Source organism: Corallococcus exercitus (assembly GCF_042231735.1).
Lineage (GTDB): Bacteria > Myxococcota > Myxococcia > Myxococcales > Myxococcaceae > Corallococcus > Corallococcus exercitus_B.
Genome location: NZ_CP102577.1, coordinates 2,901,637 through 2,915,358 on the forward strand (window position 1 = coordinate 2,901,637; position 13,722 = coordinate 2,915,358).

The 13,722-nt window shown below is 71.2% G+C and carries 10 protein-coding genes and 2 tRNA genes; 4 read left to right on the forward strand and 8 right to left on the reverse strand.

Translation table 11 applies throughout. The features are described from left to right. Positions 1–20 precede the first annotated feature (20 nt). Complete coding sequence (locus NR792_RS10925; RefSeq protein WP_375760008.1) at positions 21–2,345, forward strand: HAD family hydrolase; 2,325 nt, start codon at positions 21–23, stop codon at positions 2,343–2,345. Between the two features lie 13 nt (positions 2,346–2,358). Here the strand turns inward: NR792_RS10925 and NR792_RS10930 are convergent, their stop codons facing one another. From NR792_RS10930 to NR792_RS10965, 8 genes are all read right to left on the reverse strand, one after another. Continuing rightward, positions 2,359–5,025: a glycosyltransferase family 2 protein gene (locus tag NR792_RS10930; protein ID WP_375760009.1), complete on the reverse strand. Its 2,667-nt coding sequence runs from the start codon at positions 5,023–5,025 to the stop codon at positions 2,359–2,361. 63 nt (positions 5,026–5,088) lie between these two features. Further along, on the reverse strand, positions 5,089–6,435 hold the full coding sequence (locus NR792_RS10935; protein ID WP_375760010.1) for an ABC transporter ATP-binding protein: 1,347 nt from the start codon (positions 6,433–6,435) through the stop codon (positions 5,089–5,091). Beyond that, positions 6,436–7,215 carry an ABC transporter permease gene (locus NR792_RS10940; RefSeq protein ID WP_375760011.1) on the reverse strand — a complete coding sequence of 260 codons (780 nt, stop codon included), beginning with the start codon at positions 7,213–7,215 and terminating at the stop codon, positions 6,436–6,438. Between the two features lie 142 nt (positions 7,216–7,357). Next, a tRNA-Gly gene (locus tag NR792_RS10945) sits at positions 7,358–7,432 on the reverse strand. Positions 7,433–7,470: 38 nt separating this feature from the next. Next, a tRNA-Gly gene (locus tag NR792_RS10950) sits at positions 7,471–7,545 on the reverse strand. Between the two features lie 81 nt (positions 7,546–7,626). Continuing rightward, positions 7,627–8,316, reverse strand: a complete 690-nt coding sequence (gene pgsA / locus NR792_RS10955; protein ID WP_375760012.1) for a CDP-diacylglycerol--glycerol-3-phosphate 3-phosphatidyltransferase — start codon at positions 8,314–8,316, stop codon at positions 7,627–7,629. An 11-nt stretch (positions 8,317–8,327) separates the two neighbouring features. Continuing rightward, entirely contained in the window at positions 8,328–10,013 is a 1,686-nt protein-coding gene (locus NR792_RS10960; RefSeq protein WP_375760013.1) for a tetratricopeptide repeat protein, read from the reverse strand. Next, positions 9,970–10,659: a transglycosylase SLT domain-containing protein gene (locus NR792_RS10965; RefSeq protein ID WP_375760014.1), complete on the reverse strand. Its 690-nt coding sequence runs from the start codon at positions 10,657–10,659 to the stop codon at positions 9,970–9,972. The genes NR792_RS10960 and NR792_RS10965 overlap by 44 nt, the downstream gene beginning before the upstream one ends. An 88-nt stretch (positions 10,660–10,747) precedes the next feature. On the opposite strand from NR792_RS10965, the gene nadB reads away from it, so the two are divergent. The 3 genes from nadB to NR792_RS10980 are packed head-to-tail and all read left to right on the forward strand — an operon-like array spanning position 10,748 to position 13,710. Next, positions 10,748–12,331, forward strand: a complete 1,584-nt coding sequence (gene nadB / locus NR792_RS10970; protein WP_375760015.1) for an L-aspartate oxidase — start codon at positions 10,748–10,750, stop codon at positions 12,329–12,331. Between the two features lie 6 nt (positions 12,332–12,337). Beyond that, positions 12,338–13,105 (forward strand): rhomboid family intramembrane serine protease, encoded by a 768-nt coding sequence (locus NR792_RS10975; RefSeq protein WP_375760016.1) that lies wholly within the window; start codon positions 12,338–12,340, stop codon positions 13,103–13,105. Positions 13,106–13,107: 2 nt separating this feature from the next. Beyond that, complete coding sequence (locus tag NR792_RS10980) at positions 13,108–13,710, forward strand: TIGR00730 family Rossman fold protein (RefSeq protein ID WP_375760017.1); 603 nt, start codon at positions 13,108–13,110, stop codon at positions 13,708–13,710. The last annotated feature ends 12 nt before the right edge of the window (positions 13,711–13,722 follow it).

Here is a 13,722-nt window from a genome sequence, read left to right on the forward strand (position 1 = left end):
GCCAAGGACACCGGAAGCAGATGACTGCCCGCCGTGAACCCGCAGCGGCCGCGCTGCTTCCCGCCCTCCAGCGCTGGGCGGTGGAGACCGCGCGCGACCTGTACCTGACGCAGAAGGGCGCCCCCGCCGCCACGAAGCACCCGCGCGCGACGCCCGGCGAGCGCATGTCGGTGATTGCCTCGGAGGCCCTGCCGCCCAACGTGGTGGACGGGCTGGCCCAGGCCTCGCGCCTCTTCCGCGCGGGCGACGCGCCCCCGATTGAGTCCTCCTCCTTCGCCACGCTGCGCGAGCGGCTGCTCACCGCGACGGCGGGCTACGACGTGGTGGGCTTCGACGTCTTCAACACGCTGGTGGTGCGCAGCGTGGAGGGCGAGTGGCTCAAGACGGCCGTGGCGCGCGGCTTCCACGCGCGGCTGAAGGAGCTGGTGCACCCCAAGGCCCTGCCCACGGTGGCCCAGGTGCGCCAGCGCCGCTTCGCCCTGGAGATGGAGGTCGCCGGGGAGCAGGTGGCCCAGGGCCGCGACAACGAGGTCGACTTCGAGGCGCTCTTGCAGCGCTGGGCGGGCAGCTGGGTGCCCCGGGAGCCGATGCGCTCGCGCATGGCCGCGGAGCTGCGCGCGCTGGAGCTGGAGCTGGAGAAGCTGGCGCTGCGTCCCGCGCCGGGCATCCCGGAGGTGCTGTCCGCGCTGAAGGCCCAGGGCAAGCGGCTCATCTTCGTGAGCGACATGTACCTGTCGCAGCCGCTGTTGCGTGAGCTGCTCCGGCACTGCGGGCTGGAGCAGTACTTCGACGCGGGCTACGTCTCCATCGACGAGGGGCTGCGCAAGGCGTCCGGCCGCCTCTTCCCGCGCGTGCTGGAGCGCGAGGGGCTCAAGCCCGAGCAGCTCTTCTTCGTCGGCGACGACGAGAACGCCGACAACGTGCAGCCGCGCCGGCTGGGCATCTCCACCCTGCGCGTGGACGACCCGGACGAGAAGCAGCGCCGCCGCCGGCTGGAGATCGCCCAGAAGGCCGTGGAGCAGAACCCGTACTGGGCCGCGCACTACGTGGACGTCGTGCTGGGCAACGAGGCCCGCCACGTCCGCCCGCCGGACGACGACGCCAGCTACCAGCTGGGGCGCACGCTGGCGCCGGGCATCGTGGCCTTCGTGGTGGACGTCATCGAGCGCTCGGAGAAGCTGGGCATCGACCACGTCTACTTCCTGGCGCGCGAGGGCCTCACGCTGCTCAAGGTGTTCGCGCTCCTGAAGGACTCCGGGCTGTTCCGCCGGGTGCCCAAGGCGCACTACCTGTTCGTCAGCCGGGCCTCCACCATCCTCGCGTCCATGCGCGAGCTGAGCTGGGAGGAGGTGCACCGCTTCTGGCGCCAGTACAGCCGCCAGTCGCTGCGCGGCCTGCTCAAGAACCTGTCGCTGCCCCAGGACGAGTTCATCCGGCTGGCCGCCGAGTGCGGCCTCACCGACCCGGACCGGCCCATCGTGGAGCCCACGAAGGACGCCGCCTTCCAGCGCTTCCTCGCGTCGCGCCGCGTGCGCGTGGCCTTCCACCAGCGCCGCGACGAAGCGCGCGCCAACCTGTCCCGCTACCTGGAGTACCGCGGGATGATGGGCCTGGAGCGCACGGCGCTCGTGGACATCGGGTGGAAGGGCAGCATGCAGGACAACCTGATGCGCGCCTTCGAGCACGACGCGCGCTTCCCGGAGCTGCACGGCTTCTACCTGGCCTACGTGCCGGACGGTCAGCCCCAGCCGAAGAAGTCCTTCAAGTACGGCTACCTGTCGGACCTGCGGCGGCGCGACCTGGAGGAGGCGGACTTCCTGCGCAACACCGCCATCTTCGAGATGATCACCACGGCGAACCACGGCAGCACGGTGCGCTATGGGAAGAACCCGTGGGCGCCGCACCTGCCCATGCCGGAGCTGCTGCACCACGACCAGGAGAAGGACAACAGCGCCCGCTTCTTCCGCCGCGTGCAGGAGGGCATGTACGACTACGCGCGGGACTACGCGCGGCTGTCTCCCCTGCTGCGCTTCACCGCGGACGAGCTGCAGCCCGGCACGCTCCAGGAGCTCTTGCGCTACACGCGCTACCCCACGGAGCAGGAGGCGCGCGAGTTCCTCAAGTACTCGCACGTGGAGAGCTTCGGCGTGCATGAGGTCACCACCTTCGGCCTCAAGCTGGAGCTGAAGAAGCTGGCGCAGGTGGGCTCGGTGAAGGGGGCCCTCAAGGAGGCGTGGAAGGCCTTCGAGACGAACCCCTGGCGCGACAGCGTGGTGCGCCGCAGCGGGGTGCCGCTGGCGAACCTGGCCTATGACGCCTGGTTCACCTGGCGGGCCATCCGCTAGGCGAAAGCCGCCGTCACTTCAGCGGGCGGCGCGCGCTGGGCACCTCGTGGGCCAGCGTGCGCACCGCCAGCGCCTCGCCGTCCTCGGGGTGGCGGCGCAGGTCGCAGTCCCCCGACAGCAGCGTGAGGTTGGGGTTGTAGTAGGGGTCGCCCTTGAGCAGCCACGGCCGGTACGACGTGAAGGAGCGCCAGTAGTCCGGCTCCGGGATGGCGTCCGTGCGGCGGCTGGCGGACTCGTGGTGCACCACGCGCGCGAAGGGCGTGCACACCACGCGCAGCCCCCGGGCGTGCAGCCGCAGGCCCAGGTCCACGTCGCTGCCGCACAGGAGGAAGCGCTCGTCGAAGCCGCCCAGCGCGTCGAAGAGGGGCCGGCGGATCATCACGCACGCGCTGGTGACGGACAGCCAGTTGCGCACCCACTCCGTGTGGCCGAAGGGCGTGAGGATGGGCCCGTCCGGCAGGCGCCAGAAGGGGTGGCCCGCCATGCCCGTCATGCCCACGACGATGCCCGCGTGCTGCACGGTGCCCTCGGGGAAGAGGAGCTTCGCGCCCACCGCGCCCACCTCCGGGCGCTGCGCCTGGGACACCAGCTCCGTGAGCCAGCCGGGGTCCACCACTTCCATGTCGTTGTTGAGGAACAGCAGCAGCTCGCCCGTGGCCTGCCCCGCCGCCCAGTTGTTGATGGCCGGGTAGTTGAAGGGGAAGTCCCAGGTGCGCTTCACCACGCGCGGGTCGTTCAGCGTGTCCAGGAGCGCGAAGGTCTCCGGGCGGACGCTGTTGTTGGACACGAGCACCAGCTCGAAGTGCGGGTACGTCGTGCGCTCCAGCAGGGTGTCCGTGAGCGTCTTCAGCAGGTCCGGCCGGTCCTTGAACGGGACGATGATGGACACCTTCGGCGTGCCCCGGACGGCGTAGCGCACGCGGTAGCGGCCCGGCCCTGGCACCGTCACCTCGGCGTCCTCGCCCCGGCGCGCCAGGTGCTCCGCGAGCGCGCGGCGGCCCTCCTGGGACACCTGCCCCACGGCGCCCAGGCGCCGGTGGTAGAGCAGGTGCGGCACGTGGCCGATGCGCTCCGACGCCTCGCTGAGGCGCAGGAAGAGGTCGTACTCCTCGGCGCCCGGGAAGCCCTCGCGGAAGCCGCCCACGGACTCCACCAGCGCGCGCCGCGCCATCACGCCCCGGCCCAGGTAGTCCACCGAGCGCAGCAGGTCCGGGGACCAGTCCGGCTTGAAGAAGGGGGCGGTGCGGCGCCCCCGCGTGTCCAGCCGGTCCTCGTCGCCGTAGACGACGTCCAGGCCCGGGTTCGCGCCCAGGGCCAGCGCCACCTCTGCCAGGGCATGGGGCGCGAGCGTGTCCTCCGCGCCCAGCACGCCCACGAAGTCACCGCTGGCGGCCTGCAGGCCCACGCGCAGCGCGCGGGCGAAGTCGGTGGGCCCGGAGAGCGTCACCCGGCGGATGCGCGGCTGGCGGCGCGACGGGCCCCAGGGCTCCGGCAGCGCGGGCCCGTCCTCCGGCCCCACGAGCACCAGCTCCCACTCCGGGTACACCTGGGCCTCCACCGACGCGAGGCACTCGCGCAGGTGCGCGGGACAGGCCCCCGCGGTGGCGACGAGGAGGGACAGCCGGGGACGGCGCGGCAGCCGGGCCATGGCCTCGCGGGCGGCCTGGATGTCCCCGGACTCGCGCAGCGTGCACCAGTGGTGGAAGTCCTCCAGCGCGGGCACGGGCGGAGGCGGCGTGCGCACGCCGAGGATGGCGGCCAGCGCCACCACCGCCTCGCCGTTGAAGCGGGACTGCCGGCGCAGCACCTCGGTCCACAGCGGCGCGGAGGCCCGGACGCCCCGGGGCAGCCCCGGCCGCGCCAGCGGAGACGCCAGCGCCACGAGCCGCGCCACCCGGTGCGTGGCCCCCAGCGGATCCAGCGTGCCGGCACCCGGAGCGGCGGCGACGGACAGCAGGGTCTCCCGCATCTGCGCGTTCCACTCCGCCTGGCGCTCGAGCAGCGGCTCCAGCACGGGCCCCAGCGCCCGGCGCCATGCGCGCCACGCCAGCTTCCAGGCCAGGTCCACGGGAGCGAAGCCGCGCGGCTCGCGCCGCTCACGCGGTCCACCCACGGCCCCGACGTCCACGAAGTTCAGCGTGCCATGCGGCGCAGGGGCCGCGGCCGCCGAAGTGCCCGCACCGGAGCCTCGCGCCCCATGCGGCTCGCGGACGGCCCCCGCTGAAGCGCCCTGCCCGGGCCCCACCGCGTCGAGCTGCTCGCGGACCCAGTCCGTCAGGTCCTCGCGTGAGCCCTGGTCGCGCCGGGCCTCCAGCCGCTCCAGCACGCGCAGCACGCGCTGGTTGAAGGCGGCCTGGGGCTTGAGCAGCTCAACGTGGAGAGGGCGCAGGCCCATCACGAAGGCGCGCTTGGCGGCCGTCACCCACTGCCCTCCCGACGCGCGGTGCGACGGCGGCACGGAGAAGTCGAACGGGACGGCGAGCCTCGCAGCGGCGAGCAGCGGCGACAGGGGCGTGTTGGCGGGAGGCACCAACCGGCGCAGGCGCTCCGTCAGCGCCGCGAGCTCCCGGGCGTTGGCCGCGGAGGGCTCCGCGCGCAGGGCGGCGATGCGCTCGGCGAGCTCTCCGGCGGACGTCGCGGCCTGCCCCCCCTCGGGCATGGTGTGGAACAAGGTGCTCACTTCCCAGGCGCCTCCCCTTCTTCAAGGCCCCGGGCCGCGGCGTGCGGGAGGCCTCCCTCCCCCTCAGGAGGCCGCGGCATGCTTGGACACGGAGACCGCCTGGACGGGAGCGGCCGGAGCCTCCTCCACCACCCAGGAATGCTCCGGCCGGAAGACACCCCGGTCGTCGTGCTCCGTGGACACGGAGAAGGTGCAGCGGGCTTCCCGGCCCGGCTCCGGATTCGCGTTGTTGCCCGTCTTCAGCTCCACGCTCAGCACGTAGGAGCCGCCCAGGAGTCCCAGCCGGGGCAGCACGAAGCGCAGCCGTCCCTGCGGCGGCAGCGGCGCCGGCAGCGCCACCCGGTCCGTCCGGGTGCTCGTCACGTACAGCACCGCCCCGTCCGCGGTGGACAGCGTGAGGACGAACTCCACGTCCTCCACCGACTCGCGCGCCACGTAGTCGATGCAGGCCTCCGCCCGCGTCTCCGTGGTGACGAGCCCCAGCTCCTCACCGCGCGGCCCGCTCAGCCACACCCGCGAGACAGCGACCGGCGGCGACGCCGGCGGCTCGTCCCGCACCACCGGGCCCTCCGACAGCGACGGCAGCGCCCCGCCCCCTTCGGTCAGGGCCGGCGGGGTGAACACGGTGGAGCGCGCCTCCGCGAGCGACACCGCCTGCCGGTACTCGGCGGCGATCTCTGCCGGAGTGCCCACGCGGCGGATCCGCCCGCCGTCCAGCCACGCCGCCTGGTCACACCAGCGCTCCACGGTGGACATGTCGTGCGTGACGAGGACGATGGTCTTCCCCAGCCGCTTGAACTCCGTCATCTTCGCGAGGCTCTTCTTGCTGAAGTGCTCGTCGCCGACGGCCAGAATCTCATCGATGATGAGGATGTCCGGGTCCACGTGCGTGGCCACGGAGAACGCCAGGCGCATGTACATGCCGCTGGAGTACGTGCGCACCGGCTCGTCGATGAACTCCCCCAGCTCGCTGAACGCGATGATGTCTTCCATCTTCGCGCGCACCTCGGCCCGGGACATGCCGAGGATGATGCCGTTGATGAGGATGTTCTCCCGGCCGGAGAAGTCAGGGTGGAAGCCCGCGCCCAGGTCCAGCAGCGCGGAGATGCGGCCGTTCACCTGGATGCTGCCGGAGGTGGGCGAGTAGATGCCGGTGATGAGCTTGAGCAGCGTGCTCTTGCCGGAGCCGTTGCGCCCCAGGATGGCCACCGTCTGGCCCTTGGGGATGCGCAGGTTCACGCCGCGCAGGGACTCAATGAAGCGCCCCCCGGCGGGCACGTTGCGCTGTCCGCGAAGCCAGCGCACGAGCTCCGACTTGAACGTGGTGTATTCCCCCCGGATGGTCTTCTTCCGGAAGTTCTTCACCACGTCCTGGATGACGATGGCGTCCTCGGTCGGTGACTGGGCCATCTAGATGGACTCCGCGAACTCCTCGCGGCGGCTCTCGAAGATCTGCGTGGCACCCCACAGCAGCACGATGGAGACGCCCAGGAGCGACACGAGCGGCACCGCATCCGGCAGCCGGTGCTCGTAGAAGATGGCCTGGTACGAGGTGATGAGGATGGACATCGGATTGAGCACCTGCAGCACGCGCCGGTACTCCTCCGGGATGGTGGACAGCTTGTAGAGCACCGGCGTCATGAAGAACCACAGCGTCATCAGGTTCATCACGATGTGCTGCAGGTCCCGGAACGTCACGTTGAAGGCGCTGACCGCGTACACCACCGCGAAGGTGAAGCACATCTGGATCAGCACCACGACGGGGAACAGCACCACGTGCCAGGACGGCACCACGCCGAAGATGAGCCCCAGCACCACCATCAGGGGCAGCGAGAAGATGAAGTTGCAGAAGTTGGTGGCCACCACCGTCGCCGGCAGCACCTGGGCCGGGAAGCGCACCTTGGTCATCAGGTCGCGCCGGTCGCTGATGGCGCTGGCCCCCGCGGACACCGACGTGGAGAACCAGATCCACGGCAAGAGGCCCACGAACATGAAGTAGGCGTAGTGCGGAATCTGGTTCTTCATGAACACGCCGAACAAGAGCGCGTACACCAGCATGTGCAGGGTGGGGTTCAGGAACGTCCAGAAGAAGCCCAGCACCGAGCCGCGATAGCGCGCCTTCAGCTCGCGCTGCACCAGGCTGAGGAGGAGCCCCCGGTACGAATAGAGTTCCCGGAAGTTGCGAATCATGCGCCGGTATCCATACCGCAAAGGGTCCGCCGGTGGCGAACGCCCTGGAACAGCGGACCGCCGGCCCCTCGCGCGCCCGCCTGCCGTGATGCCGCACGGAGAGAAAGAAAAAGGCCCCCTGGTTTCCCAGGGGGCCTTCGATTGGAGCGGGAAAAGGGATTTGAACCCTCGACCCTCGCCTTGGCAAGGCGATGCTCTACCGCTGAGCTATTCCCGCATCTGGTGCCGCTGAACGACCGTACCGCTGACTGCTTTTGGAGCGGGAAAAGGGATTTGAACCCTCGACCCTCGCCTTGGCAAGGCGATGCTCTACCGCTGAGCTATTCCCGCATCTCGGTGCCGCGTGCTGCCTACCGCCCGGTCAGTGCCGCCCCGGAAGTGGGGCGGATATACAGAGGCCTCCCGGGCACGTCAAACACTTTTCGCGTCCGGATCCGGGCCTCCCCGGCGGGCGAGCATCCCGAGGAACGCACGGAAGTAGACGACGGCGCTCCACACGGAGAACGCACCCGACAGGTACACGAGCACCTTGCCCACCTGGTTGTAGTCCACGGGGACGGTGCGGAAGCCCAGGTCCAGCGGGTGCACGTAGTGGACGCACAGGGAGATGATCCCCACCAGCTGGAGGGACGTCTTCCACTTCCCCTCCTGCCCCGCGGCGATGACCATGCCCTCGCTGGCGGCGATGGTGCGCAGGCCGCTGACGATGAACTCGCGGGCCAGCAGCACGATGACGACCCACGCGGCGATGCGGCCCAGGCGGACCATCATCACCAGGGCGGCCATGGCGATGAGCTTGTCCGCCAGCGGATCCATGAACTTGCCCACCACGGTGATGAGGTTCCAGCGCCGGGCCAGGTAGCCGTCGACCACGTCCGTGATGGCGGCCACCGCGAACACCAGGCCGGCCAGGAGCGAGTGCAGGGGGTCCGCGTCGTAGGTGAGCCAGACGAACAGGGGGATGATGAGGATGCGCCCCAGCGTGAGCATGTTGGGCAGGTTCCAGAACTCCTGCACCAGGATGCTGGGACGACGGGACGCGCGGCGGCGGGCCCGCTCCTCGCGCTTGCGCTGCTTCCTGAGGGCTCGCTCGGTGGCCATGGGCGCGCGTTCTACCGGACCCCGAGTGCGATGAGGGCAAATCCTTCACCGCCCAGCTCCACCGCCCCCCGCAGTGTCTCCCCGCCAGCGGACGCCACCAGGGGCACCACGCGGGGGGTGAGGTTGCCCACCCAGCCCACCAGGTGCGTGAGGGGCACCGTCACCGGCTGGTCCATGGCCACCGGCACCGAGCGCAGCGGGCCCGACAGGCTGAGCAGCACCCGCCCCTGCCCGCGCAGGTGCACGAGGTCCAGGTCCTGGGCCAGCTCCGACGGCACGCGGCCGTTCTCGAAGACGACGGGCTCCTCGAAGGCGAAGACGCACGCGTCACGCAGGTAGACGGACTCGTCATCCAGCACCACCGGCACCAGCTGCTGTCCGGCAGAGGGCTCCAGGTGCAGCGTCCCCTGCCCCCGGGCGCGCACCATGGCCTGGTCGCCCTCGCCAAAGGGCTTGTCCGTGGCCCGGCCCCGGAAGCGCTTCATCTCCGGCTGGAAGGTGACCTGTCCGCGCACGGCGACCAGCCCCTCCAGCCGGGTGAGCAGCTCGCCGTTCACCGTCAGCGTCACGCCCGCCGGGCCCTGGGTGAAGGGCTGTCCCGGCGTCGCGCCCGGCAGGGCCACCGTGGGCACCCACTCGGTGAGCACGGGCGGGCTCACGCCGGAGGCAGTGGCGGGCACGGAAGCCGGCTCGGCGGGCCGGGGCGTGGGAGCCGGCTCGCTCTTCGCCAGCGCGTCGAAGGTCTCCGCGAAGGCGGCGCCGGGCTCCGACTCCAGGTCGGACGCGAGGACGGGCGGCTCCTCGGAGACCTCGATCTCCTCCGACACCGGCGTGGGGGGCAGCTCGTCGGCGACCTCGACGTCGGCGCCGGAGGTGTCCGCGTCCGTGGTGGCGGCCAGCTCCGCGTCGTCTCCGTAGGTGCTCTCGCCGGCGGCGAGGCTCGGGTCCTCGTCCTCCTGGACGCGCCTGGCGAAGGCGTGCGCGTCCGTGGGGGCGGGCGGGCCCTCGTCCTCGGCGAAGCGCAGGTCGTCGTCCGGAGGCTTCGAAGGAGCCTGGGGCGGCGGCGCGGCGGCGCGCGGGCTCCGGGGCGCTTCATCCAGGCCGAACTGGGCGCCCCAGTCGCTCTCACCGGACGAAGGCGGGGGCGCGGCGCTCCCCTCCTCCTCGCGCGGACGGGCCGGCGCGGGGGCGGCGGGCGGACGGCTGTAGCCCTCCCCGGCGATGGCGCGCGACATCTTCTCCGCCATGGCGTCGCTGCCGGACAGGAGGAAGTGCTCGCGCGCGCGGCCGTACTCGCCCATCTGGGCGAAGGTCAGGCCCAGGTAGTTGTGCGCCTTCTTGTGGTCCGGGGCCAGGTCGGTGGCCGTTTCGAACTCGCGCGCCGCGCGCTGGAGCGCGTTCGTCTTCAGGTAGACGAGCCCCAGGTTCACGCGCAGCGTGGGGTCCACCGGGTTGTCCCGCACGAGCATCTCGTACAGGTCCGCGGCGCGGTCGAAGAGGCCCAGCTTGAAATACGTCAGGCCCAGGAGGTTCTGGGCCTTCTCGTGGCGCGGCTGGAGCTGGTGCGCACGCTCCAGGAAGTCCTTCGCTTCGGTGACCTTGCCGGCGCCCAGCAGCTCCGCTCCCTGGTGGAGCTGCCGCAGGAACTCCTCTTCAGCGGGGCCCGGCTCCTTCGTCCCCTTCGTGCGCGTCGTCATTCTCGGATGTGGGCTCACGGCTGCTGGCCTCGGCCTGGGCGAGCCGCTCGCGCTCCTTGTAGTGTTGGTAGAGCTGGAGGACCTTGCGCACGTACTCCTGCGTCTCGGCGTACGGCGGCACCCGGCCTCCGTACTTCTTCACCGCGTCCGGCCCGGCGTTGTACGCGGCGACCATCTTCACCATGTCGCCGTCGAACATGTTCGCCAGCACGCGCAGGTAGCGCACGCCGCCCTCGATGTTGTCCTTCGAGTCGAAGATGTCCTTCACGTACATGTCCGACGCGGTGCCCGGCATGAGCTGCATCAGCCCGCTGGCGCCCTTGTGGCTGAGCGCGTTCGGGTTGAAGTTGCTCTCCGTGTGCATGATGGCGCGCACCAGCGCCGGCGGGATGCGGTAGCGCAGCGCCGCGGTGGTGATGTGCGGATCCAATTCCGCGGGCGTCCGGGAGCGGCCCCGCACGGGCGCGGACTTGGCCGGCGCGGGCGTGAAGGTCCCGGACAGCTTGCGCGCCTTGCGCGCGCCTCCGGGCGGCACGTTCGTGTAGACGATGGTGCCGTCCTTCTCCACGTAGCTGTAGATGCCGTCGGAGGCATACGCCGGGAGGGCGGCGGTCAGCAGGACGACGAGGGCGGTCAGGACACGCATGGCGGCGGCCGAAACCTTAGACAACGCCCGGAAAGTCCTCAAGAAAACGCCTTGTTTCCAGCACTTACCGCCATTAAGGCTGTCGGCCATGCCCCATCGGTTTGATTTCCTGGTCATGGGCGGCGGCGTGGCAGGCCTGTCGTTCGCCCTGCAGGCGGCCCGGCACGGCACGGTCGCCGTGCTCACCAAGCGCGAGCGTGGCGAGGGGAACACCGCCTATGCCCAGGGGGGCATCGCCAGCGTGCTCGCTCCCACGGACACCTTCGATGCGCACATCGAGGACACGCTCGTCGCGGGCGCGGGCCTGTGCCACCGGGACGCGGTGGAGGTGACGGTGCGCGAAGGGCCCACGCGCCTCAAGGAGCTGGTCGCGCTGGGCGCGGAGTTCGACCGGCTCGGCGGCGAGTTCGACCTCACCCGCGAGGGCGGCCACTCGGCCCGCCGGGTCATCCACTCGGGCGACATCACCGGGCGCGAGGTGCAGCGCGCGCTCCTGGCCGCGTGCGACCAGGAGCCCAACATCACCTTCTTCGAGAACACGGCCGCCATCGACCTCATCCTGGACCGCCGGCCGCACGCCCCCTCCAGCCGGTGCGTGGGCGCGTACGCGCTGCTGGAGAGCGGCGCCATCGAGCGCTTCCTGTCCAAGGTGACGGTGCTGGCCACGGGCGGAGCGGGCAAGGTGTACCTCTACACGTCCAACCCGGATGTCGCGACGGGCGACGGCGTGGCCATGGCGTACCGCGCGGGCGCGCGCGTGGCGAACATGGAGTTCTACCAGTTCCACCCCACGTGCCTCTTCCACCCGGAGGCCAAGAGCTTCCTCATCAGCGAGGCGCTGCGCGGCGAGGGCGGCAAGCTCAGGCTCAAGGGCGGCCAGACGTTCATGGACCGCTACCACCCCATGCGGGACCTGGCCCCGCGCGACGTGGTGGCGCGCGCCATCGACGCGGAGCTCAAGCGCACGGGCAACGACTGCGTCTACCTGGACATGACGCACCTGGGCCGCGCGTACCTCACGGAGCGCTTCCCCAACATCTACGCCACCTGCAAGGCCTTCAACATCGACATGGCGGTGCAGCCCATCCCCGTCGTGCCCGCGGCCCACTACCAGTGCGGCGGCGTGGTGACGGACCTGCACGGGCGCACCAACGTGCCGGGCCTGTACGCCATCGGAGAGGTGTCCTGCACGGGCCTGCACGGCGCCAACCGGCTCGCGTCCAACTCGCTGCTGGAGGGCCTGGTGTTCGGCCACCGCGCGGTGACGGTGGCGGCCGAGGAGCTGTCCTCGCTGTCCCTGCCGAAGGAGGACCCGCCGGCCTGGGACTCCGGCAGCGCGGTGGACTCCGACGAGAGCGTGGTCGTCACCCACAACTGGGATGAGATCCGCCGGCTGATGTGGAACTACGTGGGCATCGTCCGCACGGACAAGCGGCTGATGCGCGCGCGGCGGCGGCTGGAGCTGCTGCGCGAGGAGATCCGCGACTACTACTGGCGCTTCAAGGTCACCCGCGACGTCATCGAGCTGCGCAACATCGCGGAGGTGGCGCACCTCATCGTGGACTGCGCGAGCCGCCGCAAGGAGAGCCGGGGCCTGCACTACACCCTGGACTACCCGCACCCGGACGAGCACCAGGGCACGCGCGACACCGTCCTCTCACGGGAGCTGTGAGCCGCCATGTCCCGTCCCCGCCGCATGCTGGATGACCTCCCCGGCCCCTCGGGCCTGGGAGAGGAGCAGGGTTCTTCACCGCGCGAGGGTGACGGGGGCGGTCCGCCGCCGGGTCCCCAGCAGCCCCAGCCCGCGCTGCCCACGCCCTACGTCAGCTACGCCATCATCGCGGGCGCGGTGGTGATGTTCTTCCTGAGCAGCTCCATGGGCCGGCAGCTGGTGACGCCGGAGGGCGGGCGCTACGGCATCGTGGGGCCGCTGGCGCTCTATGGCCCGTGGGTCCGCGACGGCGAGTACTGGCGCCTGCTGGGCATGGTGTTCGAGCACGGCGGCGCGCTGCACCTGCTCTTCAACATGTCCGCCGTCTACTCCCTGGGCGCGTCGCTGGAGCGCGGCATCGGCAGCCTGCGGTTCCTGGTGCTGTCGCTCGTCACGGCGCTGGGCGGCTCCGCGTTCGCGCTCTTCTTCAACTTCAACACCGTGACCGTGGGCGCGTCCGGGATGATCCTGGGCTGGGGCGGCGCGATGCTGCCCATCCTCACCCAGCAGGGCCGCCGGGAGCACATGTTCTGGCTCGTGCAGGTGGCGGTCATCAGCCTGCTGCCCGGGGTGAGCTGGGCGGGGCACCTGGGCGGCTTCGTCTTCGGCCTGCCGTGCGGCCTGGCGCTGCGCCAGGGCCCGAAGTTCTACTCGCGCGCCATCGCCGTCCTGCTGTTCATCGCCGCGGCGCTGGCCGTGGTGGCCGCCCACCCTCAACGGTACGGATACTTCTGACCATGGCTGAGACCCCCGTGCGCAGCGTCTGCGTCTTCTGCGGCTCGCGCTCCGGCGTGCGCGCCGAGTACCGCGAGGCCGCCTCCAGGCTGGGCGCCGCGCTGGCGAAGCGGGGGCTGACGCTCGTCTACGGCGGCGCCAGCGTGGGCTTGATGGGCGCGGTGGCGGACGCGGTCATCGCCCACGGCGGCAAGGCCGTGGGCGTGCTGCCCCACTTCATGGACGCGAAGGAGCTGGCCCACCCGCGCCTGACGGAGCTGCACCGGGTGGACTCCATGCACGCGCGCAAGGCGCTGATGGCCGAGCGCGCGGACGCGTTCCTCGCCCTGCCCGGCGGCTTCGGCACGCTGGACGAGCTCTTCGAGATCATCACCTGGGCGCAGCTGGGGCTGCACAGGAAGCCCATGGGCCTGCTGGACGTGGACGGCTTCTTCCAGCCGCTGCTCGCGCTGGTGAACCGGATGGTGGAGGCGGGCTTCGTCCCCGAGTCGCAGGGCATGCCCTTCGCGGTGAACCCCTCGCCGGACGCGCTCCTGGACCGCCTGCTCGCGGGGCCCACGATGCCGCTCACGTCGAAGTGGCTGAAGGACGGCCAGCAGACCTGAAGGTCCGCGGCC